This window comes from Actinomyces ruminicola, assembly GCF_900103885.1.
GTDB lineage: Bacteria > Actinomycetota > Actinomycetes > Actinomycetales > Actinomycetaceae > Actinomyces > Actinomyces ruminicola.
This window is the reverse complement of sequence record NZ_FNIM01000007.1, coordinates 34,431-58,888: the sequence shown is the minus strand read 5'-3', so window position 1 is coordinate 58,888 and position 24,458 is coordinate 34,431. Positions and strand designations below refer to the sequence as shown.

General features: G+C 70.9%; 15 protein-coding genes. 9 read left to right on the top strand and 6 right to left on the bottom strand.

The window, feature by feature from the left end; translation table 11 throughout:
- Nucleotides 1-3: 3 nt before the first annotated feature.
- The 3 genes from BLR49_RS13865 (at nucleotide 4) to BLR49_RS07200 (ending at nucleotide 10,229) form a co-directional block, all read left to right on the top strand.
- Entirely contained in the window at nucleotides 4-6,558 is a 6,555-nt protein-coding gene (locus BLR49_RS13865; RefSeq protein ID WP_092535645.1) for a DEAD/DEAH box helicase, read from the top strand.
- Nucleotide 6,559: 1 nt separating this feature from the next.
- Nucleotides 6,560-9,061, top strand: coding sequence for a UvrD-helicase domain-containing protein (locus tag BLR49_RS07205; RefSeq protein ID WP_092535642.1), 2,502 nt, complete (start codon nucleotides 6,560-6,562; stop codon nucleotides 9,059-9,061).
- A 232-nt stretch (nucleotides 9,062-9,293) separates the two neighbouring features.
- On the top strand, nucleotides 9,294-10,229 hold the full coding sequence (locus BLR49_RS07200) for an Abi family protein (RefSeq protein WP_092535639.1): 936 nt from the start codon (nucleotides 9,294-9,296) through the stop codon (nucleotides 10,227-10,229).
- 91 nt (nucleotides 10,230-10,320) lie between these two features.
- Here the strand turns inward: BLR49_RS07200 and BLR49_RS07195 are convergent, their stop codons facing one another.
- Nucleotides 10,321-10,500, bottom strand: coding sequence for a hypothetical protein (locus BLR49_RS07195; RefSeq protein ID WP_092535636.1), 180 nt, complete (start codon nucleotides 10,498-10,500; stop codon nucleotides 10,321-10,323).
- A gap of 169 nt (nucleotides 10,501-10,669) precedes the next feature.
- Nucleotides 10,670-12,463: an SWIM zinc finger family protein gene (locus tag BLR49_RS07190; RefSeq protein WP_143013722.1), complete on the bottom strand. Its 1,794-nt coding sequence runs from the start codon at nucleotides 12,461-12,463 to the stop codon at nucleotides 10,670-10,672.
- A gap of 229 nt (nucleotides 12,464-12,692) precedes the next feature.
- Between BLR49_RS07190 and BLR49_RS07185 the strand changes: the two genes are divergently transcribed.
- The 5 genes from BLR49_RS07185 (at nucleotide 12,693) to BLR49_RS07165 (ending at nucleotide 20,805) form a co-directional block, all read left to right on the top strand.
- Nucleotides 12,693-13,799 (top strand): AraC family transcriptional regulator, encoded by a 1,107-nt coding sequence (locus BLR49_RS07185; RefSeq protein ID WP_176765807.1) that lies wholly within the window; start codon nucleotides 12,693-12,695, stop codon nucleotides 13,797-13,799.
- Nucleotides 13,800-14,179: 380 nt separating this feature from the next.
- Nucleotides 14,180-15,130: a L(+)-tartrate dehydratase subunit alpha gene (gene ttdA / locus BLR49_RS07180; protein WP_092535627.1), complete on the top strand. Its 951-nt coding sequence runs from the start codon at nucleotides 14,180-14,182 to the stop codon at nucleotides 15,128-15,130.
- A complete protein-coding gene (ttdB, locus tag BLR49_RS07175; RefSeq protein ID WP_092535624.1) occupies nucleotides 15,127-15,846 on the top strand; it encodes a L(+)-tartrate dehydratase subunit beta in 720 nt (239 codons plus the stop codon). The genes ttdA and ttdB overlap by 4 nt, the downstream gene beginning before the upstream one ends.
- Nucleotides 15,843-17,333: a DASS family sodium-coupled anion symporter gene (locus BLR49_RS07170; protein WP_092535621.1), complete on the top strand. Its 1,491-nt coding sequence runs from the start codon at nucleotides 15,843-15,845 to the stop codon at nucleotides 17,331-17,333. Before ttdB ends, BLR49_RS07170 begins: the two co-directional genes overlap by 4 nt.
- A 934-nt stretch (nucleotides 17,334-18,267) precedes the next feature.
- A complete protein-coding gene (locus BLR49_RS07165) occupies nucleotides 18,268-20,805 on the top strand; it encodes a DEAD/DEAH box helicase (RefSeq protein ID WP_092535618.1) in 2,538 nt (845 codons plus the stop codon).
- 145 nt (nucleotides 20,806-20,950) lie between these two features.
- Here BLR49_RS07165 and BLR49_RS07160 read toward each other — a convergent pair whose 3' ends face one another.
- From BLR49_RS07160 to BLR49_RS07145, 4 genes are all read right to left on the bottom strand, one after another.
- Complete coding sequence (locus BLR49_RS07160) at nucleotides 20,951-21,826, bottom strand: prepilin peptidase (RefSeq protein WP_092535615.1); 876 nt, start codon at nucleotides 21,824-21,826, stop codon at nucleotides 20,951-20,953.
- A gap of 139 nt (nucleotides 21,827-21,965) precedes the next feature.
- Nucleotides 21,966-22,370 carry an Rv3654c family TadE-like protein gene (locus tag BLR49_RS13655; RefSeq protein WP_281241804.1) on the bottom strand — a complete coding sequence of 135 codons (405 nt, stop codon included), beginning with the start codon at nucleotides 22,368-22,370 and terminating at the stop codon, nucleotides 21,966-21,968.
- A 113-nt stretch (nucleotides 22,371-22,483) separates the two neighbouring features.
- Nucleotides 22,484-22,813, bottom strand: coding sequence for a TadE family type IV pilus minor pilin (locus tag BLR49_RS07150; RefSeq protein WP_092535609.1), 330 nt, complete (start codon nucleotides 22,811-22,813; stop codon nucleotides 22,484-22,486).
- 187 nt (nucleotides 22,814-23,000) lie between these two features.
- Nucleotides 23,001-23,243: a DUF4244 domain-containing protein gene (locus BLR49_RS07145; RefSeq protein WP_092535606.1), complete on the bottom strand. Its 243-nt coding sequence runs from the start codon at nucleotides 23,241-23,243 to the stop codon at nucleotides 23,001-23,003.
- A gap of 409 nt (nucleotides 23,244-23,652) precedes the next feature.
- On the opposite strand from BLR49_RS07145, the gene BLR49_RS13650 reads away from it, so the two are divergent.
- Nucleotides 23,653-24,399, top strand: a complete 747-nt coding sequence (locus BLR49_RS13650) for an excalibur calcium-binding domain-containing protein (RefSeq protein ID WP_245690538.1) — start codon at nucleotides 23,653-23,655, stop codon at nucleotides 24,397-24,399.
- Nucleotides 24,400-24,458: the final 59 nt, after the last annotated feature.

The following is a 24,458-nucleotide window of genomic DNA, read 5'->3' as shown; positions in this document are numbered from 1 at the left end:
CCCGTGTCCCTCCTACTGCCCAGCCTCCAGGCCGAACGCATCCGCCGGTCCATCGTCGACTACCTCTCCACCAACTTCGCACTCACGGACGCGGAGCCGCGGCGGGCCCTCGCCGACTTCCTCCAGGACCCCGAGCAGGGCATCTTCGTGGGCCCCTACGTGCGGCTGCGCCTGCCCTACCTGCCCGCGAGCGCCCGCTCCGACGCCCTCGACTGGGACCCCGGCCTCGCCCCCTACCGGCACCAGGCCGACGCCTACCGCCGCCTGACCACCAAGGGCGGCCACCGCCCCGAGCCGACCATCGTCACCACCGGCACCGGCTCCGGCAAGACCGAGGCCTTCCTCCACCCCGTCCTCGACCACGTGCTGCGCGCCCGCGCCCAGGGCATCACCGGCATCAAGGCCCTCATCCTCTACCCGATGAACGCCCTGGCCGCCGACCAGGCCGCCCGCCTCGCCCACCTGCTCGCCACCGACCCGGCCCTGGCAGGTGTCACCGCCGGCCTCTACACCGGTGACACCGCCCAGGACCACAGCCGCGTCACCGCCGACTCCCTCATCACCTACCGCGACCAGTTGCGCAAGTCCCCGCCGGACATTCTGCTGACCAACTACAAGATGCTCGACCAGCTCCTGCTGCGCCCCGAGGACCGCGAGCTGTGGCGGGCCTCCGCCGCCTCCCTCACCTACCTGGTGCTGGACGAGTTCCACACCTACGACGGCGCCCAGGGCACCGACGTGGCCATGCTGCTGCGGCGCCTCGGCCTGGCCCTGCGCGACCTCCTGCCCGACGACGACCCGCGCCGGCAGGCCTTCGACGCCTCCCCGCTCGGGCCCGTCTGCCCCGTGGCCACCTCCGCCACCCTGGGCGACGGCGGCGACCCCTCCCGCATGCTCGCCTTCGCCCGCGACGTGTTCGGGGTGGACATGCCCGCCGACGCCGTCGTCCTGGAGACACGCGCCGACCTGGAGCAGTGGGTCGCCTCCCGCCGCGCCGCCGTCCCCGCCGGTGCGCTCGGCGACCCGATCCACCTGCGCAACCTCACCGCGCCTGCCCTCCAGGCCCTCGCCGGCCTCGCCCACGCCGGCTCCCCCGACCCCGCCGACCTGCTCGCCCACGTCGTCGCCGCCCTGTACCGGCGTCCCGACGCCGTCGGCACCCCCGACGACGCCGCCCTGGCGGCCCCCGGCTCACCCCCGACCGCCGCTGCTGATCCGGCTGACCCGGCCGATCCGGTAGACCCAACCGAGGCGCTCCCCGACGCCCCGGTCCTCGCGGCCGCCCTGCACTCCCACCCCGACGTGGTGGAACTGATCCGCGCCGCCGAGCACGCCACCGCCCTGAGCGACCTCGCCTACCGCCTGTTCGGCCCAGCCCCCGATCCGGAGACCACCCGCCTGGCCCTGGCCACCATCCTCGCGGCGCTGTCCACCATCCGCGCCGGCCTGGACGGCACCCCGGACCGCAGCGCCGTCGGCGTCGAAGTCACCATGTGGATTAGGGAGGTCACCCGCGTGGACCGGGCCCTTGACGCCCGCCCCGCCTTCAGCTGGTCCGACGACGCCCCCGCCCCCACCGACGAGGACGAGCGCCCGGCTGCCCGGCCCGCCGTGTACTGCCGCTCCTGCGGCCGCTCCGGCTGGGGCATCGTCCTGGCACCCACCGGGCAGGGAGAAAAGCACGACCAGTCCACCGTCCGCCGCGACCACCTACTGGGCGACACGCGCTTCCGCGCCCTCCTGCACGCCCCCGGCGAGGAGGCCGACTACCGCGCCCGCCTCGACGCCGACGACCTCAGCCCCGAGACCCGCCACCCCGGCCTGCGCTGGTACTCCGTAGACGGCCGCGAACTACTCACCCGCCCGCCGCAGGACGCCGACCTGGAAACCCGGGAGGGCCGCTTCCTGCCCGTGCTCACCCTCACCGGGGACGAGCGCGCCGTCGCCGACGCCTCCACCCACGACGTGTGCCCCTCCTGCGGCGCCACCGACTCCATTCGCTTCCTCGGCTCCGCCGTCGCCACCCTGCTGTCGGTCTCCCTGACCACGCTGTTCGGCGACGACGCCCTCGACGATTCCGAGAAGCGCGCCCTGATCTTCACCGACTCCGTGCAGGACGCCGCCCACCGGGCCGGCTTCGTGGACCAGCGCTCCCACACCATGAGCCTGCGCTCCGCCCTGCGCGGCGCCCTGCGGGCGGACATGCCGATCGACGCCTGGACGGATGCCGCCCTCGACGCCGCCGAATCCAGCGCCTTCGACCGCTACCGGCTGGTGCCCTCCGCCCTGGCCGAGCACGAGCACTTCAAGCCCTACTGGGATCCGGAGGCCACCGACAGCAGACGGCACACTGCTCAGGGCTACGTACGCCGTCGGCTCCTGTTCGACATCGCCCTGGAGGTCGGACTCCAGTCCACCTACGGGCGCACCCTGGAAGCAACCGGTTCCGTCACCGTGCATGTGTCCGCCGGGCGCGCCGGCGCCCTGACCCGCCTGGCCCGCGCGGTCCTGGGGGAGCACGGCGGCGAGCAACTGGCCCTGCCCGGATTCGACGGCGTCGGCGACAGTGACCTGCTCGCCTGGGTGCGCGGCACGCTGGAGCACATGCGCCGGGACGGCGCCATCGACCACGAATGGCTGACCCGCTACAAGCGCGACAACGGCAAGCGCCTGTGGATCTGGTACAAGCGCAACCGGCGCCAGGGGCAGCCCGCCTTCCCCGTCGGCCGCAGCGCCCCCGCCTTCCCGGAGGTCGGCGGCAGCGTGGACACGCGCCGCTCCGCCTTCGCGCCGGTCGGCTCCCTGCAGTCCTGGTACGCCACCTGGACCCGCAAGTGCCTGCACGTCACCCCCACGCACGCCGCCCGGCTCGCCCGCGCCCTGTTGGCGGACCTGGCCAAGGCGGAGATCGTTTCCGCCACCGCAACCGACACCGGCGGCACCGTCTACGGCATCCCCGCCGAGCGCGTCATCGTCTCCCCGCTGCACGACGCCACCGGTGAGGAACTGCTCCTGGTGTGCGACACCTGCCGCAGCCAGCTGCCGGCCGCCGTCGCCACCGTGGACCAGCTCGACGGCGCCCACTGCCTGACCGCGGACTGCCCCGGCACCCTTCAGGCCCGAGCGCACCAGGCGGAGAGCTTCTACCGGGACATGTATGCCGGGGCGCATGTGCGGCGCGTGGACGCCCACGAGCACACCTCACTGCTCGACTCCGATGAGCGCGCCGCCGTGGAGGCCGGCTTCAAGCGCCCCGTGCAGCGGCCCGGCGACCCTAACGTGCTGGTGGCCACCCCCACCCTGGAGATGGGTATCGACATCGGGGACCTGTCCACCGTCATGCTCGGCTCCCTGCCGGAGACGGTCGCCTCCTACGTGCAGCGGGTCGGGCGTGCGGGCAGGCGCAACGGCTCCGCCCTGGCGCTGGCGTACGTGCCCGGCAGGCGCGAGCAGCTGCCCCTGCTCAAGGACCCCGCCAACCTGCTGGACGGCGCGGTCAGGCCGCCGTCCACCTACCTGGGGGCGGAGGAGATACTGCGCCGCCAGTTCATCGCCTACGTGATTGACGTGCTCACCCGGGAGAACCACCCCGCTGTGCCCTCCGCCCGGCACAGCGGCGACGCTCGCGCCGCCCTGAGCGCAAAGGACGACTCCTTCATCAATGCCGTATGCGAGCGGATCACCCGCGACGGGGCGATCCTGGCGCGCACCTTCAACGCTACCTTCGCCGACCCCACCCCGGCACTGACCCGCCTGGAGACCTGGATCCGGCACGACGACGGCGCCGGGCCAAAGCAGATGCTGCAGCGGGCCGTGGCCGAGCACCGGACCGAGGCCGAGCAGCTGCGCCGCCAGCACAAGCAGGTCGATGACTCCCTGCACGAGTTGCGGGCCGCCACGCTCCGCCCCAACCCCACCGAGGAGGACCAGCGGGCCCTGCGCGCCGCCAACGGCACCCTAACCGCCATCGAGACCCGCCTGCGAGAATTGGAGCAGGAGCACTGGGTCTCCGCCCTGGAACGGCACGGGGTACTGCCCAACTACGCCCTGATCGACGACATGGTGCGCCTGTCCGCCCGGGTGTCCTGGCGCAACCCGGAGACCGACGAGTTCCATTCCGAGCCCTACGACATCGACCGTCCCTCCGTCCACGCCCTGAGCGAGTTCGCGCCCGGCGCCACCTTCTACACCCACGGCATGGAGATGGGTATTCAGGGCGTGGACGGCTCCGGGCTGAGTGGGCAGGCGCAGTGGTGGCTGTGCTGCCAGGCCTGCGGTTACGTGGACGTCCGGCCCCCGCAGGAGGAGCGGCCCACCGCCCCCGCCCAGTGCCCCCGCTGCCATGACACCGCCATCGCCGACGTGGGGCGCGCCCGCCGGGTGCTGCACCTGGACCGGGTCTTCGCCGACGTCTCCAAGGACGACGCCCGCATCGGGGATGGCAACGACGAACGCATCCGCACCAGCTTCGAGGTGCTGCCCCTGGCCGACTTCAACCCGGAACGGGTCAAGCGCGAGTGGAGCGTAAGCGCCTCCGGCTTCGGACTGGTCCGCTACCGCGGCCTGGCCCTGCGCTGGCTCAACACCGGGCGGGCCCTGGCGGGGCAGGCGGTGGACCAAGTCGCCTCCCTGCCGGTCTCCTCCCGTGACTTCCGCCTGTGCGAGGCCTGCGGCAAGCTCGACACGGACACCGGCGCCTCCAGCCCCTCCGAGCACCGGCCCTGGTGCGAGCACCGCACCGACCCCAAGGAGCACGTGATCCAGGTGGACCTGATGCGGGAGCTGACCACCGAGGCCATCGCCCTGGTGCTCCCCGTGGGGCTGGCCGGCTACCAGGAGGGCCTGGGCTCCCTCGCCTCCGCGATCCTGCTCGGCCTGGAACTGCTGACCGGCGGCGCCCCCGACCACCTGGAGATCACCGCCGTCCCCTACCCCGTGGCCGACGGCGAGGCCGTGGAGACCCGACCCGCCCTGCTCCTGCACGACGCGGTTCCCGGCGGCACCGGCTACCTGACCGACTTCGACGGCCCCGAACGACTGTGGGAGCTGATCGTCACCACCGGCCGACACCTGGAGGAATGCCCGTGCCGCGGCGAGGACACCGCCATGTGCCACCGCTGCCTGCAGCCCCATGCGACATCCGCCGGGGTGACTCGCGTGGCCGCGCTGCACGCGCTGCGGCAGCTGCTGGGCATGGATGAGGAGGAACTGTTCGCCGACCTCGAGCCGCACGTGCCCACCTGGACGGTCACCGATGAGGCCGTACACGCCGGCGTCGGCGAAAGCCCCCTGGAGGCCAGCTTCCGCACCGTGCTAGCGCGGCGCCTGAGCAAGACCATGAATGTGACCACCGTGCCCAGCCCCTCCGGCGCGCCCGCGCTCGACCTGGACGGCGGCCGCTGGCGCATCCGCCCACAGCTCGACGCCCACGGCACCCGCCCCGACTTCACCTGCCAGCGTCCGCTGGGCCGCTCCCCCATCGCCGTCTACACCGACGGCCGCGGCTACCACGCCAGCCCATCCCACAACCGGCTCGCCGACGACGCCGCCAAGCGGGCTCGTCTGCGCGCACACGGCTACCGGGTCATCTCCCTGGGCTTTGAGGACCTGGCGGGCACGTGGGAGCCCGCCTGGCTCGACGATCCCGCCGTCGCCCAGTTGCGCACCGGGAAGCATCGCCCCGCCCGCGCGGGCGCCGTCACCGACCAGGCCCTGACCGCCTGGCGGGGCGGCCCCATGGAGCTGCTGGTGACCATGCTGCTGGACGACGCCGACGGCCAGGGCCCCACCGGCACGGCCCTCAGCGCCCTGGCCGACTCCATCTGGAGCCCGCTCATCCTTGGCGCCACCCGGCACCTGCCCCTGGCCGGGGGCGCCGCCATGAGTTGGACGCCCGCCACCAGCCCTAACAATGACCCCCTGTGGGAGGCGCTGCGGGCGCTGCGGCCCGGCAGCCGGCTCCCCGAGCCGACCACCACCTCCGCCCAGACCTCCTGCTCGGTGTTCGTGGCCGATCACCTGTCCCTGGCAATACAGCTCACCGGCACCGCCACCACCGGCATGGCGCTCGTCCTCGACGACTCCGACGACGCGGTGGCCTCCCCCGCGCACGCCGACTCCTGGCGCACCTGGCTGCGGCTGAGCAACGTGCTGGCCCTGGCGCAGGCGCCCGTCACCATCACCACCACCTCCCTGGCCCTGACCGAGCTGCAGGAGCGGGCCGCTGCCGAGGCCGCCGTCAGCGGCAGCGGGGTCTCCGCCGAAACCATGCATGAGCTCGGCTGGGACGCCGTCGACACCACACTCATGCCCGATGAAGTCCTGGCCCTGGTGCCCCACCTGGCCCGGGACGGCATTGCCCGCGACGGCGAGGGCCAGGAGGTCGCCGACGGCGTCATGACCGAGCTGTCGTGGGCATCGCAGCGGGTCGCCGTCGTCTCCCAGCCCCCCGAAGGCAACGTGGCAGTATTGCAGGCGGCCGGCTGGAGGGTCGTCGTCACCGGGGATGACTCCGCAGCCACCGCCGCAGAAGTCTCCGCGCTCCTGAAGGGACACTGATATGCCCGCAATCGTCTGGCCCAGTAGCAAGGTCAAGGACGCGACCGCGAAAGATCCGTCCCTGCAGGCGAAGGTCGGCTCGTTCTTAAACAAGCTCGCCAGTGACGCCACCAGTTCCGGGCTGCACGTGGAGCCGATCCGGAACGCCCGGGACAAGCGCGTACGCACCGCCCGGGTGACCGGCTTCTACCGGGCAGTGCTGTTTGAACTGAACGCGGGAACCGAACCCGTATACGTCTTCCACGGCATCTGGCCGCACGACGATGCGATCAAGATCGCCGAGTCCGTCACCGTCCGCATCAACCCCGCCAACGGCACCACCGAGGTGACCCGGATTCAGGACGCCATCGCACAGGGGGCCGACGCCGTCGAGCAGGCCCGGCGGGAGGCCCAAGCCAAGCTCGATGCCGCTCAGCGGGAGGCGGCCGAGATCGCGCGTGAGGCCGCCCGCCTCCAGGCCGCCAACGCGCAGGCGCGTCAGGACGCCGCTTCCGCCGCGACGTCGGGATCGCCAGTGCAGCCGACCGCGGGGGCGGTGCAGGGCGGTCCGGCAACGGGGGCCGGGGCCGCCACCGGAACGGGGGGCACCACTGCGCTCGCCCCGGATGCCACGCCGAAGCCCCTGCCGGACGCCGTCGTCGTCAAGGGCCGGGACGCCGCCCCCACCTGGCCGCAGGGCCTGAGCATTGAGGTGCTGCGCGACGAGCTCGGCATCGACGTGCGGCTCGCCGCCGCGGCGCTGGCCGCCACCCGTGAGTCCCAACTGCTGGACCTGGCCGCCACCGCGGAGGTGCCCTGGCAGGGGGAGGCGCTGCTCGCCCTGGCCACGGGCTCCACAATCGATGATGTCCGCGACGACTTCCAGTTGCGCCGCCCGGAGCACGTGGCCGCCGACTCCTCCGACTCGGAGCTCATTGAGGGACTGCGCACGCGCGCCGCCCGCTCCTCCTTCACCTGGATCGAGAACGATGAGGACCTGCGCCGCGCCATCGACGGCCTCACCTTCGCACAGTGGCAGGTCTTCCTCCACCCCCAGCAGCGAGCACTGGTGGACAGTCGCCCGAACGGACCTATGCGTATCTCCGGCGGTGCCGGTACGGGTAAGACCGTCGTCGCCGTCCACCGTACCGTCGAGCTGGCCAGGCGTGACGCCGCGGCGAAGCAGGAGCCGCACATCCTGCTGACCACCTATACGCGCAACCTGGCCGATGACCTGCGCCGGCAGGTGGCGGAGCTTGATCCGTCGCTCGAATTCACCGAACGCGTCGGGCAGCCCGGACTGATGGTCAGCGGTCTGGACAAGGTGGCCCGGGCGATCCTCCAGCGGGCCGGGGACGCCATCGCCGACACCGCCACGCAGGTGCTCGGCAGGCGGCGCACCAACGTGCTGACCGTGACCCGGAAGAACCTTTGGGACGACGCCCTGACCCTCACCGGCGAGGATCTGCCGGAGAACCTGCGTTCCACGGACTTCTTGGAGTCGGAGTACGAGCTGGTGGTGCTGCCGCAGCGGGTGACCACGCTCCAGCAGTACCTGCGCATCCGGCGGCCGGGTCGGGGCGTGGCGCTGGACCGGCGCAAGCGGGCGGCCGTGTGGAACGTGATCGAGAAGTACCGGGACCGCAGTGCCGAACTCGGCGTCGCCTCCTTCGCCGAGCTGTTGGCGCTGGCCGCCGCCTGGCTGGATGCGGAGGCTGCGCGCGGAGTGCCCCGACCGTACCGGCATGTGCTGGTAGATGAGGCGCAAGACCTGACCCCGGCGCACCTACAGCTGCTGCGCGCGCTGGTCGAGCCCGGGCCCGATGACCTGTTCCTGGCGGAGGACTCCCACCAACGGATCTACGGCAAGAAGATCACGCTCAGCCACTACGGCATTCAGGTGCGGGGCAGATCACGGCGGCTCACGCGCAACTACCGCACCACCCGGCAGAACCTCGATCTGGCCTTCGAGATCCTGGAGCGCGGCAAGTTCGAAGACCTGGAGGGGCAGGCGGAGCAGCACCACTATGTGTCTCCGCGCTCCGGTCCCGAGCCGCTGCTGCTGCACGCCAAGGACCACGCCGCCGAGCTCGATGATGCCGCGGCGCTGCTGAACCTGTGGCTTGATGAAGACCGTGCCGCCGGGGTCGACGCCCCGGAGTCCATCGCCGTCCTGGTGCGCGACCGCTACCAGCGGGACAACGTAGTCACCGGCCTGGCGCACCGGGGTGTGGAGGTACGCCCCGTGGACCGGGAGGCGGTGGGCCGGGGCCGACCGGTGGTGATGACCATGCACCGCGCCAAGGGGTTGGAGTTCCGCAAGGTGCTGCTATTCGACGTGTCCGTTGAGGCTATCCCCCGCTCCCTACGGGAGCAGGAATACTCCGAGGCCGATCACGATGATGCGCTGCTGCGCGAGCGCTCGCTGCTGTACGTTGCCGCCACCCGCGCCCGCGACCAACTCGCCATCTCCTGGTCCGGACAGGCCAGCCCCCTGCTGGAAGGGGTGCACGGGGCAGCGTGAACGAACGCTCGGCTGCCGGCCGGTTCGCGGCCATCCAGAGCCACCTGTTCGTCGCCGGCGGGCCGGAGCGAAACCATGAGCGTGACGATACCCAACTCACACACGCAAACGCATGCACCGCGGGCACGTTGGTGCCTACAATGGGTTCAATCGCCCCCCAGCCAGGCCTATGACTCATCGCAGCCACGCCCAAATGGCTGGGGCCTTTTCTACTCTGGACGGATCAGGTTCAATGTCGAAAACCTGGCTCAGCTTACAAGAACAGGTGGCACGACTTCACAGCCGCGGCCTCATCATCGACGATGACGAGGCTTGCCTCAGGTTCTTATCGCAAGTCAGCTACTACCGCTTCTCCGGATACTTCCGATACTGGCAACGGTCCCCTGAAAACGGCGACAACAGATTCATCAAAGGCGCAAACTTCTCCACAATTCGGGAGACCTACGAAACCGAGCAGGCCGTCGCCACACTCGCCTTTGAGGCCATACAAAAGCTTGAGATACTACTACGAACAACGTTCGCACATCATTACGCCCAGCACACTTCACCAGAGGGCGCGCTTACCCGTGGTATGGGGCTCACCCAGTCCCCCAACCCAAACGAGGAACCGATCGAAGAGCACGTCCTTCGCGATCTTGATCGAAGTAAAGAAGCCTACGTATCTCACTACCGCGACGAGTCGAAGAAGGGCCCGCAGGGCAAGTACCTGGCGGAGGCATACGACCACATGCCCGTGTGGGCAATATCCGAAGCGCTGTCATTCGGAACACTCTCGAGGTGCATCCAAGCATGCAGCGGAACACTGATCCTTGACCATATCGCCTCATCCCTAGGAGTCGCCCGAGCCCCTCTGGCAAACCAAATACGCTCTCTGGCATACCTGCGCAACCGCGTCGCTCACCACGCCCGCATCTGGAATCACTCAGTTCTCGATGCACCACCGCTCCCCATGAACATTAAGCGGAGGGCCAAGCAGAACTACGGCAACTTCGAGCCACGGTCGATATTCACCATTTTCGTGATAATGGATAAACTCCAGAGAGAATCCGGGATCTCCACTACATGGCTGCGCGAAGACATCTGGCCTCTCCTTGCAAGAAGCCCTTTGACCGCTAGGGGACTCCTGACGCCAAGAAAATACGGGCAGATGGACTTGACTGTCACCTAGCACGCACTTTCAACGTCCTACACACCCCGACTGCACAACGCCAGGAGACTTGAGGAGACTACAGTCCGGATGAAAGGACGCTCTCCAAGCGTCACGGCAGCCTCACCCTTCGCGCGCGACGCAAGGCGGCTGTGTAGTCCGCGGCGGTATCGTCATACAGACCGAGATCGGTGGCCTCGCGTGTCATGGCGTCCAGAACATCGCCGCGCTCCTGAGCACACTGCTGCTGGTACGCGACAATATCGGCGAGCCGGACCCGGCTGCGCTCCATCTAGATCCGCGACGGTCTGCCTCATCCCGCTTTCGGCGTTATCGCAGAATGATGCCACGCCAGCCGCAGCCACTCTTACGCGCTCTAACGCCTGGCGTAAGAGTACGTAATAGCAGTGGCGAGCCTCCGTCGAGGCGGCGCGGGAAGCACTCCGATCCGCCCACTCACCTCACAGCCCGGCCCGGTCGAGCTCCTCACGGACGGTGGGGCGGCGCCGGTACCGCTCGCGCAGATCGGCGAGCCACGTGCGGCAGCCCGCCACGCGGCTTCCCTCCGAAGCTGCATCATTAGGCTCCGTCGCCCCGCCGCCTGCCACGCCGTCGGCGGCCGCGGCAAGCGCCATCATATGGGTGGCGAGCGCCGCCGCCTCGCGGGCCGCCTTCCGCCCGACAGGAATGAGCGTCTCCTCAATGGCCTGACAGTACAGGGCGATGGCGTCGTCCGGGCGCGGCTGCGGACTGACGTCGGCGAGTTGCCGCCAGGCGTAGCCAACGCCCCAGCGATCGGCGGCGGCCCAGGCCCGCTCGACGTCGCCCACGTGCAGCGCCAACTCGATCACCGGGTCGCCGCTGCGCCAGGACTGCTGCTCGGCCCAGGCCAGCGCCTCATCCCGCTCCGCATCCTCCCGGCCCGTCCAGGCACCGACCTTGGTGAGCACATCGAGCATCTCCGGCGTGGGTGCGCGGCGGAACAGCACGCGAGCCATGTCCAGCGCGTCCTCGTCGCGGCCGTCCTCGCGGTACAGCTCGGCCGCACGCAGCGGATCAATCCAGTACCCGCCACCTCGCCTGCGCCAGTAGTCCAGGTTGCTGGTGGACACACGCCCCTCGGCGACCGCCCGGTCCAGGTAGGCCATCGCCTCACGACGACGATCCGCCGCAAGCAGCCGCTCCACAATCGCCCCATACTGGGCGTGTTCGCCGAGGCTCAGCAGGTGGATGGCGCGGTCGACATCGCCGTCGTGATCGGCGAGCTCCAGCAGCATCCGCTTCAGCTCAAAGTCCGGGTCTTTCCCCTCGGCCTCGGCGGCGGCCTCCGCCTTGGCCGCCGCACGCCGGTAAACGGCCAGGCCCTTATTCCCCAGTGCCGGCAGGAACTCCGCCAGGGTGACCGCGGGCCAGCCTGGTGAGTCGAGGCGGAACTTCGCCAGCCAGCGCCCGAGCTTGCCCGACTCCGGCGGGCAGGCACAGCAGGCACGAGCGTAGAGCCTCACGGCGCGCTGGCAGACATCACCGACCAAGCCGCTGGAGTCGTCAATGTTCCTCTCCATCTGCTTGCGCAGGCGGGTGGTGATATGAAGCAGTGCAGGCGCCGCTGCCTTAGCGCCCTCGGCGCTCTCAAGCAGAGGTTCGAGCTCGTTCAGCACGTCGCCCACGTCCTTGCCGTAGTCCATGGCGTCTCGGTAACCGAGGAAGCGGCGCACTCCGGTGACGGACTTCGCCCGCGCCAACAGGTCCCCGGCCACCGCCTCCACATCTCCGGAGAACAGCGACGCCGTCGTGCTCAGCGAGCGGAACACCTCCGCGTTGGACTCGGCGAGACTCAGGATCAGCTCGCGCAGCTGGTCCGCACCCAGGCCGTTCAAGTAGGCCTCGACGGCGGTGACAGCGTCGTCCTCAGTGGCCGGTTCCTCCGCCCCCGTTGGCTCCACCTCCACGCGGGCGCCGGAACGCTCGGCCGCTTGCAGCACGGCCAGGCCGACAGCCACCAGGTGCTTGCAGAAGGCACCCGAAGCGTGATGCGGGCAGTTGCAGTCGCCCGCGACCCCGCCATCCTCATCCTGCTCCCAGGTCAGCCGAACCGAATAGGGGAAGGTGCCGGAAACCGTGGCGATGGCCTCACCGTCGGCAACTCGGAGTTCGCCAACCGCATCCACCATGCCCTGGCCACGCCCATAGACGGCACCATCAGCGGCCGCGGCCAGGGCCGCCGCGGTGAGCGAGCCGAGTGATTCGATGCGCATGCGTCCATCGTGTCAGACACCGCCTGACGCGCCAACCGAGCTGGCACCCGCGCTCCCGCCGAACCCAGAAGTGTCCATCCGTGACCACTTTCATCCAGCGAGCGCCCAGAAGCTATTCGGCCGCATCGAGTTTTCCCCGTCCTGGAGCCATCCGTTCACAGCGCGACACGTAGGCCATCGCTCAAAGTGGTCACCGATGGACACTTTTCGCCCCGCCTACCATGGCCCCATGGTCACCGCCGACCCCGCCCTCGCCCCCGGACTGCGGGGCGAGTTGCGCCACGAGCACATCTCGCCCGTCCGCGGGATCAGCGCGGAGCAGTACGTCTACTCCATCGGCTCCTACCACTACAACTGGCACCCCTCCCTGGAGATACTGGTGGTGGTCACCGGCCGCATCGAGGTGTGCGTGGCGGGCGGCGTGGAGAACTACGAGCCCGGGGACGTCGTGGTCATCAACGCCAACGCCGGTCACGCCACCCTGGCCACCCGGCCGCGCTCCACCGTCATGTGCCTACACGTGGAGGCGGACTACCTGTCCTCCTTCACCGCCGACGGCACCGTCCCCCACTTCGACTGCCGCTCCACCCCGACCACGCGCGACCAGCCCGGCTTCGCCCGCCTACGCACCCTGCTGGCCCGCATGATGCTCGACGCCCACCGCACCGGCCCGGGCGCCGAGGCGGCCTGGGAGTCGCGCCTGCTGGACGTGATCGCCGTCCTGTTCAACCACTTCCCGCCCACACGCAGCCAGCCGGGCACCCCCGGCCCCGCCGCGACGGACCGCCGCGCCCTCAAACGGGCGGTGGACTACATCGACGGCTCCTTCCGCGAGCGCATCACCTTGGCCCGGCTGGCCCGCCACGTCAGCTTCTCCCCCGGCTACCTCTCCCAGATCTTCCCGCAGCAGGTGGGCATGACCTTCAGCGAGTACCTCACCCGGGTGCGGCTGCGCCAGGCCGTGCGCGACCTCAGCGAGACGGATCACCTGATCGCGCGCGTGGCCGCAGACGTCGGCTTCCCGGACGTCAAGGCCTTCAACACCGCCTTCCGCCGCACCTTCGGGCGCACGCCGTCGGCCTACCGGCAGCTGCTCACCGAGGACACGGCCGCCGCCGACTCGATCTTCCACAAGACCTACGTGCCCCGCTCCGACGAGACGGTCATGCGGGTGCTGCGCGGCTGGTCGGTCTCCACCCAGGAGCTGGTCGACGACGACGCCCCCTGCCAGACGGCGGCCCGCCTCGCCCGGTCCTCCCCGGTGGACGAGGCTCTCGAACTCAGCCGCGCCCTGGCGTCCCGCCTCCAGCAACTCGCCGACGGCGAGGAGCGCTGAACGGCCCCGCGCCGGGGTCCGCACCCGGCGCGGACACCGGGCCCGCGCCCAGTCGGCCCGGCAGACGGGCAGACGGGCGGCAGCCGACGCATCCGCCCGACGGGCCCTCACCGCCCCACCCAGACCGGGCGAATCTTCGGTTCCTCGGCTCCGTCCCGACCACCCCGGACACCCGCGCACATCCACTGAATCCGCACCGCGCAGCGGATCTTGCCGCTCCACCAACCGGGTTGATCTTCAGGCCGCACGGTGGACACCGGCCCACGTCCATACGCCGTTGCGGGACCTGAGTCCCACTGGGATGCCTGACCCATCGGAAGGACCGCGCCCGCGCCACGGCGAATCCTTGAAGACATAACCAGTACGACGAAGGAGTCACCGTGACCGCCATAGACATCGCCGGCACCCATACCGATGCCACCGCCCCGCCCAGCGCCAACACCGCCAAGCTCGCCGACCTGGCCGACGTCATCGCCCGCTTCACCGCCGTCGTCTCCCGCCGCCTGCCCGACGACGTCACCGCCGAACTCAAGCGGCTGGCGCGCGAGGAGACCAACCCGATGGCGACGATGATCTACCAGACCATGGAGCGCAATCAGGCGCTGGCGGAGGAGCTCAAGCGGCCCTCCTGCCAGGACACCGGGCTGGTACAGATCTTCGCCACGGTCGGCAGCCACTTCCCCTACACCGACGGCCTGGCCGAGACGCTCAAGAGTGCCGTTGCCGAGGCCACCCGGCTCGCGCCGCTGCGCCACAACACCGTGGAGACCTTCGACGAGTACAACACCGGCACGAACGTCGGCAGCAAGTCGCCGTGGATCTACTGGCAGATCGCCGAGGGCCGCGACGACCTGACCCTGCACGTCTACCTCGCCGGCGGCGGCTGCTCGCTGCCCGGCCAGGGCAAGACCCTCATGCCCGGGGAGGGCTACGAGGCGGCAATGAAGTTCGTCCTGGACGTGATGACCTCCTACGGGGTCAACGCCTGCCCGCCACTGCTGGTGGGCGTGGGCATCGGCTCCTCCATCGACGCCGCCTCCTACATGTCCAAACTGGCGCTGATGCGGCCGGTCGGCTCGCACGCTACCAATCCGAAGGTCGCCGCGCTCGAGGACGAGCTGCAGGCCGCGATCGACTCCATCGGGCTCGGCCCGCAGGGCCTGGGCGGCACCCGCTCCACCATGGGCGTCAACATCGAGAACTCCGCCCGGCACCCCTCGGTGCTGTCGGTCGCCGTCAACACCGGCTGCTGGTCCCACCGCCGCGGCACCATCCACTTTGCCCCCGACCTGAGCTATGAGCTCCTGACCCACCAGGGAGTCGAACTATGAGCACCGCAGCCCAAACACACGATGTCCGCAGCGCCGGGCCGGAGTCCACCCCGGCCGCCCCGGCCGCCGCACGGCAGGCCCCGGGGCAGACCGGCTCCGGCCGCGCCATCACCCTGACCACGCCCATAAAGCGCGCAGACATCGAGGACATCCGCGTCGGCGACGTAATCTTCCTCGACGGTCACATCACCACCTGCCGCGACGTGGCCCACCGCCGCCTGATCGAGTACGGGCGCGAGCTGCCCGTCGACATCCACGAGGGCGCCATCCTCCACGCCGGCCCGATCATCCGGGTCGTCGGCGAGGAACACGACAAGTTCGAGGTGGTTGCCGTCGGCCCCACCACCTCCATGCGCATGGAGAAGTTCGAGGAGGAGTTCATCGAACGGACCGGGGTGCGGCTGATCGTCGGCAAGGGCGGCATGGGCCCGGGCACGGAGGCGGGCTGCCGGAAGTACGGCGCCCTGCACTGTGTCTTCCCGGCCGGCAATGCGGTCATCGCCGCCACCGCCGTCGAGGAGGTCGAGGATGCCCAGTGGCGAGACCTGGGTATGCCCGAGACCCTGTGGACCTTCCGGGTCAAGCACTTCGGCCCCCTGATCGTCTCTATCGACGCCCACGGCAACAACCTGTTCGAGCAGCAGAAGCGCCTCTACAACGAGCGCAAGGAGCAGGCGCTGACCGAGCTCTACCAGAAGGTGCGGTACATCAAATGAGCGCTGCCGACGACGTCCGGCCGCCGTCGAAGGGCGCACCGCCGATCCGCACCGGCTTCGGGCGCGAGACCCGGCCGGTGCCACTGGCCGTGAGCCTCGCCGTCGGGCTAGGGCTGTGGCTCATTCCGACGCCGTCGGGGCTGGAGAGTGCGGCCTGGCACCTGTTCGCGATCTTCCTGGCGACGATCATCGGCATCATCCTCAAGGCGGCGCCGATGGGGGCGCTGTCGATCATCGCCATGGCGGTGTGCGCGGCCACCGGGGTGCTGGCGCCCGACGGCGACTCCGGGGACCGGATCGGCGCCGCCCTGTCCGGCTTCTCCAACTCGACGATCTGGCTGATCGTCTCCGCGTTCTTCGCCGCGCGCGCCGTGATCGCCTCCGGCCTGGGCGAGCGGCTCGCCTACCTGTTCGTCCGGGTGTTCGGGCGCTCCACGCTCGGCCTGGCCTACGGGCTGGGGCTGGCGGATCTGGTGACCTCGCCCGCCATCCCGTCCAACACGGCGCGGTCCGGGTACGTGTATCCGGTGATGATGAGCGTGGCGCGGGCCTTCGGCTCGGAGCCGGGCGACAAGTCCAGCCACCACCGGCTGGGTTCCTACCTGGCGCTGACCACCTACAACCTGAATCTGGCCGTCTCGGTCATCTTCTTCACCGGTGCCGCCCCGAACGCCATGTCCTCCCGGCTGGCCGAGTCCGCGGGTGTGACGGTGAACTGGCCGGGTTGGTTCATGGCGGCGGTGGTGCCCGGCCTGATCGGCGTAATCGTGGTGCCGCTGGTGATCTACGCGCTCAACCGTCCGGAGATTCGCCGCACCCCGGACGCCGCCGATATGGCCGCCCGCGAGCTGCGTCGGCTCGGGCCGGTCACGCACCACGAATGGGTGACGCTGGGCGTATTCATCGGGATGATCGCCCTGTGGGTGATCGGCGACTCGTTCATGAGCGCCACCACCGTGGCCCTGCTGGGACTGGGGGCGCTGCTGTTGAGCGGGGCGCTGACCTGGGAGCAGATGAAGGCGGAGCGGTCGGCCTGGGACACGCTGACCTGGTTCGCGGCCCTGGTGATGATGGGCACCTACCTCAATGAGCTCGGCTTCATCGGCTGGCTCGGGGACCATGTGGGCACCATGATGGGCGGGCTGGGGAAGTTCGCAGCCTTCGCGGCGCTGACCGGGGTGTATGCGCTCACCCACTACCTGTTCGCCTCGGGGACGGCGCACACCGCCTCCATGTTCAGCGTGTTCCTCGGCGTTGGGCTGGCGCTCGGGCTGCCGGGCATGCCGCTGACGGTGTTCCTGGGGGCGATCCCCACCCTAATGGGTTGCCTGACCCATTACGGCAATGGGCCCGCGCCGCTGTACTTCGGCAGCGGCTTCGTGGAGCTGGGCACCTGGTGGCGCACCGGACTGGTGGTGGGCGTGGTCCACCTGGTCATTTGGTTGGTGGTCGGACCGCTCTGGTGGAACGTCATCGGCGTGTGGTGAGGGCGTGAGCGGGCCGACACGGGCCGCCTCACCTTCGGGCAGACATCCACAGCCCCACGATCACGGGATATACGGCTCTTCGTGTTTGCAGGTGCGGTGTGTGCGTGGAGCGGTGAATCTGAGCGGGTGCGGATGCTGGTGTGAGCGTAGGGTGCGCCGGTTGCACCCCCCACGTGCCGGGGCGGCGGATCTCACGTACCGGGGCGGCGAGTCTGGTCGTCTGCGCAACGGCGGCGGCTCTACGCCACCCGTGTGACGTCGGCGGACCTGAGCGGTCGGGTCCTCTGCCGCCAGTTGGACCGCCTACCGCCCGTTGGACCGCCTGCCGCCAGTTGGACCGTCCTAGAGGCGCTCTGAGACGGTCCAAGCGGAGGAACGCGGTCCAAGTGGAGGAACGCGGTCCAAGTAGGTGCACGCACGGGGTGGAGGGGCGGTCGGCATCGGCATAGGCATTAGGGGAAACACAAAGAGGCCGATACGCAAAGCCAGTAGAACCCCGACCCTAGATGACGCGGTAGGCAGTCCAACCCATGAGCACCCGGCTGCGAGTCGAGCGCGCCGCCGAGTCCTCGAAAACAGGGGTCGCGCGTCCACGCCTCGAGGTCACCGATCACCCACAGGGGTGGTTTGCACACGGCCGTCCAGGCACCGACTCCCAATTCCGCATGATTCCGCGGTTTCACTAAAACCGCCGGGACGATGAGGAGGGCTCCCGTGTGCGCCAAGCACTTCGCCGCACACGGGAGCCTCATCACGGGGCTCCACCCCTAACCGTCATCTCCGCATGATTTCAGCCAAAAAACGCGATTGTCCGAGTTTGTCCTGACAGCTCCGGTGTGCGACTCGGACCGGCTCCGCTCGGCACCGGCTCGCCCTCCCCTCCCGACCACCCAGCTGTCGGTTCCCGTCAGAGCCCTGCGGCACACTTGGGGCCATGACCGCCCGACCGCACTCGCCCGCGCGCGACCTCACCGACCTGCTCGAGAGCGTCGGCGCGCGCGACGGCCGGCTGATCCACCTGCAACGCACCCAGGCGCGCCCCGGCCGCCACGGCGACTGGCCCGCCTGGGCCGACCCGGACCTGCTCGCCGCCTACACCCGCCTGGGCGTGTCCCGCCCCTGGACGCACCAGGTCGCCGCCGCCGAGGCAGTACACGCCAGCCACCACACGGTGATCGCCACCGGCACCGGCTCGGGCAAGTCCCTGGCCGCCTGGCTGCCCGCCCTCTCGGCGGTGCTCGCCTCCCAGCGCGCCGACGCCGGAACCCGCATCTCCGCCTATGGGCGCCGCCCCACCACCCTGTACCTGTCCCCCACCAAGGCGCTCGCCGCCGACCAGGCGGCCACCCTGAACCGCCTGATCACCGAACTCGAGTCCGTCCAGCGCGAGGCGGGCGTCCCAGGCGGCTCGCTGCGCACCGTGCACGTGAGCACCTGCGACGGCGACACCCCCCTGCCCGAGCGCGACTGGGCCCGCGCGCACGCCGACGTGGTGCTGACCAACCCCGACTTCCTGCACTTCTCCCTGCTGCCCGGCCACGAGTGCTGGACTCGGCTGCTGCGCTCGCTGCGCTACGTGGTGGTCGACGAGTGCCACGCCTACCGCGGGATCCTGGGCGCGCACGTGTCGCTGGTGCTGCGCCGGCTGCTGCGGCTGGTGCGGCGCCTGCGCCCGGACGGCCCCGAGCCGGTAGTGCTGTGCGCCTCGGCGACGGCGGCCGAGCCTGCCCTCACGGCGGCCCGAATGATCGGGGTGTCTCCCGACGCCGTCACCGCCGTCACCGACGACGCCGCCCCCGCCGGGGAGCGGACCCTCGCCCTGTGGCAGCCGGCCCTGCTGGACCCCTGGGCGGTATGGGAGAACTCGGTGGCGGCCCTGGCCCAGGCGCACGACTTCCCCGCCGCCGACCCGTACCTGAACCGGCCGGAACCGGCCGGCCCGGACACGCTCGACCCGACCGAGGATCCGGCGGCGCGTCGCAGCGCCGTGATCGAGGCCGCCGAGCTGCTCGTGGACCTGCTCAGCGTGGGCGCCCGCGCCCTGGTGTTCGTGCGCTCGCGTCGCAGCGCTGAGATCGTCGCCGAGCGCGCCCGGCACACGCTCGGCCGGTCCCAGCCGGAGCTGGCGGGCACGGTCGCCGCCTATCGGGGCGGCTACCTGCCCGAGGAGCGGCGCACGCTGGAGCAGGACCTGCGCCGCGGGCGCCTGCGGGCGCTGGCCACCACCAACGCCCTCGAGCTCGGCATCGACGTCACCGGCCTGGACGCCGTCATCATCGCCGGCTGGCCGGGAACGCGGGTGAGCCTGTGGCAGCAGGCGGGGCGGGCCGGGCGCGCCGGCGGCCGCGGCGTGGCGGTGCTGATCGCCTCCGACAATCCGCTGGACGCCTACCTGGTCCGCCACCCCGAGGCCGTGTTCGCCGCCCCGGAGGCCACCGTCTTCGACCCCGCCAACCCCTACGTGCTGGCCCCGCACCTGTGCGCGGCTGCCTCGGAGTCGCCGTTGCGGGAGGAGGACCTGCACCTGTTCGGCCTGTCCGACGACTCCCTGCTGACGGAGCTGGCCGCCCGCGGGGCGCTGCGCCGGCGCCCCACCGGCTGGTTCTGGAACACCAACCTGCCGGGTCGGGCGCAGGACCTGACCTCCCTGCGCGGCGACGGCCCGCCGGACGTGCCCGTGGTGGAGGCGGCCACGGGCGCCGTCGTCGGCACCGTGTCCGGGGCGGCCGCGGACTCCACCGTCCATCCCGGCGCGGTCTACATCCACCAGGGCCGGACCTACCTGGTGGAGGAGCTCACCGAGGAGGCGGCCGTCGTCACCCGGAAGACGGCGCTCGACTACCGCACCCGGTCCCGCGAGCGCAGCAGCATACGCATCGTGGCCGAGCGGGAGAGCCAGCGGTGGGCCGACGGCGTGGTGTGGGCCTTCGGCTCGGTGGAGGTCGCCAGCCAGGTGGTCGGCTACAACAAGCTGGCGCTGCCGGGCATGGAGGTGGTCTCCCAGCAGCCGCTGTCCCTGCCCGAGCATGTGCTGCCCACGGCGGCCGTGTGGTGGACGGTGCCGGTGGAGCTAACCGTCCGGGCGGGGCTGGAGGCGGCGGAGCTGCCGGGCGCCCTGCATGCGGCCGAGCACGCGCTGATCGGCATGCTGCCGCTGCTGGCCACCTGCGATCGCTGGGACATAGGCGGGCTCTCGACGGCGCTGCACCCGCAGACGCTGGCGCCCACCGTGTTCGTGCACGACGCCCAGGCCGGCGGCGCCGGCTTCGCCGAGCGCGGCTTCCGGGCCGGGCGCGAGTGGCTGGCGGCCACGCTCACGGTGATCGAGGAGTGCCAGTGCACGTCCGGCTGCCCGAGCTGCGTGCAGTCGCCCAAGTGCGGCAACAACAACGAGCCGCTCAACAAGGCGGGTGCGATCGCGCTGCTGCACCTGCTGCTGGACGCGATTCCCGACGACTCCCCGGTGCCGTGAGGCATATACGAGGTATAGGCAAGGTATAGACCAACCCTAGACGGCGTCGCGAGGGGCCACCGCCGCGGCCGGCTCAGGGGCGCCCGGGGCCGGCACGCGGCAGACTCGCGCGGCGCTCCGCGCCGTGTGGCCCCGGGACGCGGGGTCAGGCGACGGCGAGCAGCCAGGCCAGCCAGCCGCCCACGGCCAGGTAGGGGCCGAAGGCGAGCATGTCCTTGCGCCCGGCCCGGCGGGTGAGCATGAGCCCGATCGCCACCAGCCCGGCGAGCACGAAGCCCAGTACCAGACCGGTGACCACATACTCCACCGCGGCATATCCCAGCCACAGTCCCAGCAGGGCGCACAGTTTCACATCACCCAGCCCCATGCCGGACGCGGGAATGAGCCACATCACGAAGACCGCAGCCCCGGCGCCCAGTGCGCACAACACCGCCCGGCCGGCGGGCCACAGCGCCGCCGACGCCGGTATCCCCGCGATCAGGGCCGCCACCGGGCGCAGGGCCGTGACCGCGAGCAGCCAGAGCGCGGCGGAGCCGAGCAGCCGGTCGGGCAGGCGGTGGCAGACGGCGTCGACGCTGCCGGCCACGCCGAGCAGCGCCACCACCGGCAAGGCGAAGGCCGTGTCCAGCTCCGCGCCGCGGCTGAGCCCCCACACCAGGGTCGCCCCGCACAGGAGCACCGCGAGCGCTCCCTGAGGGACTCCGCCCAGCAAGCCCCGGGCGCGCACACGCACTTCATGGATGCGCACCTGCACGTCGGCGTCGGCTCGGCCCCTGTCCCCGCTGGTCGGTTCGCCGCCGGTGGCATCGAAGCCGACCGCGCCTGCGGCGGCTTGTTCGGCCGTGCCCCCACCGGGGGCATCGACCTCGGCCACGTCCTTAGCGTCATCGGCCCCGGCGTGTTCCAGTCGGTCGACGTATCCCCGAGCGAAGCCGGAGGCTGGGCCAGCAGCCAACGCTACGGAGACGGCGGCCGAGACATAGGCCGCCACCATGGGCAAAACGGTCGCTGCGTTCACCATCCCACCTTCTCATGCATCAGGACCCGGGCACCGGCCCGCGACGCCCCAATCAGCCGGGGCGTTCGCCCCGAGTCCGGGCCCGGCCCGGTGGCGGCATCCGCGGTATGCCGCCACCGGCCGACACACGCCTGTCGGCCGCTCACAGCGGGTTGACCGGTCCGGCGCGGGCAGCTGCCTCGGCCCGGCGCGGAATCCCGAGGATCCGGGTCGGCACCACGACGGTGACGGTGACGTCCTCGCCGTTGATGGTGCACGCGCCCAGCTCGGCACCGTTGGCCCGGGCCACCCGCTGGGCGGTGGCGCAGGGGTCGGCCGGGGCGAATACCGAGGTCAGCGCCGTCGCCCCGGCGAGCGCCGCCAGGTCGGCCGCCGAACGGGCCCGCCCGCCGGCGGCCTGCGCCTGGATCAGGCCGGTCGCCCCAAGGCCCAGGCACAGGACGACGGCGATAATGCCCAGCACCATGACCGTCCCCGAGCCGCGTTCCGCCCCGGAGGTGAGCCCTGGTGCCGCCGTCCCGGCCCCGGCCGGTGACGGTGCGGTCACCGCGCCGGGAGCACGGGACGACGCCGCTTCCGGCTCCGGTACTTCACCGGCCGTCCGCGGGCCTCCAGGCGACGCGAGTGGCGAACCGGCGCGCCCGCTCATGGCGCGCCCGCTCATGGCGCGCCCGCCTCGGCGGAGGTGGGCTCGGTGTAGGCGCAGGCGCGGGAACGTGCCGTGAGCCCCAGTCCGCCCAGCGGACCCGGGACCCGGCGGCTCGCCGTCACGCAGGTGAGCTCACCGGACTCCACGCTCACCGTCACCGGGCCGCCCGCGCGCTGGGCGGCACCGGTTACGTCACTGGATCCGATCGCGGCCTGCCGGGCGGCGACCCGGGCCGCGTCGGTGACCCGCAGCTGGGTGAGGCCGGCGCTGACGGCGGCGAGCACCAGCAGCAGGACCAGGACGACGGCCGGCATGACCACGGCCAGCTCCGCCGTCACCATGCCCGACTCGAGCAGACCGGCCCGGCGATGGCGCCGTCGTCGCAGCGATCGGTCGCCCTCATCTGTCGGGTCGTCCCGATCGCTCCGGCTCGGATGCGTCCGGGGCCGAGGTGGTGGGGCGGGCACACCGGCGGGGCGGTTCGCGGGCTCGGCCTCCCGCATGGCTGGCGGCATCCACATGTCCGCCTCAGCCCACCGAAAGCGCGGATTCGATGATGCCCTGCAGGACGCCGGTCAGGCTCCCGGAACGCATGATGGCCAGCAACAGCCCGGCGAAGGCCGCTGCGGCCAGGGTCCCGATGGCGTACTCCGCGGTCGCCATGCCGGCCTCGCCGTCGGAGTCGGGCAGGCCGTCCGGGCCGCGCAGGTCGGGCGGCGTGCCGTGGGCGAGGGCCCACGCGTTGCGCAAGGTGCGCAGGGTGTACTTCATGGTCTCCTCCTTGAGGGGTCGGGGGTGGGCCGGCCTTGGCCGCACCCCGCGGGCGCCGTGCCCGCATCACCAGCGTCGGGCAACCGCCCCGCCCATGCATCCGGGCCCTTCGAGTCCTGTGGATTAGGGGTGCACGAACCATGCCTGTGGATGGTGGTGGGGGATCATCTACTTGTGTTCCCGTTCAGGCGCGCACGGTCCGGTGGCGCGACACCCCCTCTTAGTAGGCGCGCTGTTGCGCTGCCCGCCTGGTCGCCTGGTGCTGCACTCCGGTCACGTTGCTCTACATTGCATTGACCTGTGATTGCGATTCAAACAACCACATACCTACGGCTCCACGCTCCGGATACGGTCCTGAGCGTTCACTTCCCTCACATGCCGCCGTAGGACAATCCGTTAGGAATCGCATATGCCAGCAGCGCCCGGCCGACTGTCATCCGTCTACCCCACGCCCTCGCCGCTTCACCGCCGCAGGCAGTCGGCATTCCTGATCGCGATCCTGGCACTGTGCGTTGTCTGCATCCCCCTCACGGGATGCGACGAGTCCTCCGCAGAGTCCATGACCGTGGAGACCGTTACCGCGACGGTAACCGTCCCGGACCTGGTTGGGATGGACGGCGAGCAAGCTGCTGAGGCGCTGGAGCAGGCGGGGTTCACCGAGCGCCCGGCCTTCACTGATATCGACGCGGAGGAGACCGTCATCATTCCGGCGAACTGGTCGGTCCGGTCGCAGGATCCCGAAGCGGGCACTGCGGTACCGGCAGACCAGGTCGTCACCCTCACCGTCAATCACGATGCGGCCGACGCCGCCGCGTCCGCCTCGGCCTCGGCTTCAGCTGCGGCGGCGAAGGCTGAGGCAGAGGCCTCTGCATCGGCCGCGGCGTCTGCTTCTGCCGCAGCGGCGGCCGAGAGAGCGGCCCAAGAGGAGGCCGCACGCCAGCAGGCCGCCCAGGAGGAGGCCGCGCGCCAGGCCGAGCAGCAGACCCAGGAGAACGAGCAGTCTCTGCCCGCGCCTTGGGCGCCTCAGCAGGAAACCAACGTCTACTACCAGAACTGCACCGAGGCCCGGGAAGCGGGAGCCGCGCCGATCTATGCCGGCGAACCCGGCTACCGCGGCGCGCTTGACCGCGACAACGACGGCATTGCCTGCGAGTAGCGGAGCTACCGAGTCGGCCTCCCCGTCCTCCTGGGATTGATAGCTGCAAACGCCGTTCA

Excerpts from the sequence above, each read along its gene's own strand:
- BLR49_RS07165 (WP_092535618.1), top strand. The coding sequence starts at position 18,268 with ATGACCGCCCGACCGCACTCGCCCGCGCGCGACCTCACCGACCTGCTC.
- BLR49_RS07205 (WP_092535642.1), top strand. The coding sequence starts at position 6,560 with ATGCCCGCAATCGTCTGGCCCAGTAGCAAGGTCAAGGACGCGACCGCG.
- BLR49_RS07160 (WP_092535615.1), bottom strand. The coding sequence starts at position 21,826 with ATGGTGAACGCAGCGACCGTTTTGCCCATGGTGGCGGCCTATGTCTCG.
- BLR49_RS07170 (WP_092535621.1), top strand. The coding sequence starts at position 15,843 with ATGAGCGCTGCCGACGACGTCCGGCCGCCGTCGAAGGGCGCACCGCCG.
- BLR49_RS07150 (WP_092535609.1), bottom strand. The coding sequence starts at position 22,813 with ATGGTGACGGCGGAGCTGGCCGTGGTCATGCCGGCCGTCGTCCTGGTC.
- BLR49_RS07195 (WP_092535636.1), bottom strand. The coding sequence starts at position 10,500 with ATGGAGCGCAGCCGGGTCCGGCTCGCCGATATTGTCGCGTACCAGCAG.
- BLR49_RS07200 (WP_092535639.1), top strand. The coding sequence starts at position 9,294 with ATGTCGAAAACCTGGCTCAGCTTACAAGAACAGGTGGCACGACTTCAC.
- ttdB (WP_092535624.1), top strand. The coding sequence starts at position 15,127 with ATGAGCACCGCAGCCCAAACACACGATGTCCGCAGCGCCGGGCCGGAG.
- BLR49_RS07145 (WP_092535606.1), bottom strand. The coding sequence starts at position 23,243 with ATGAAGTACACCCTGCGCACCTTGCGCAACGCGTGGGCCCTCGCCCAC.
- BLR49_RS07185 (WP_176765807.1), top strand. The coding sequence starts at position 12,693 with ATGGTCACCGCCGACCCCGCCCTCGCCCCCGGACTGCGGGGCGAGTTG.
- BLR49_RS07190 (WP_143013722.1), bottom strand. The coding sequence starts at position 12,463 with ATGCGCATCGAATCACTCGGCTCGCTCACCGCGGCGGCCCTGGCCGCG.
- BLR49_RS13650 (WP_245690538.1), top strand. The coding sequence starts at position 23,653 with ATGCCAGCAGCGCCCGGCCGACTGTCATCCGTCTACCCCACGCCCTCG.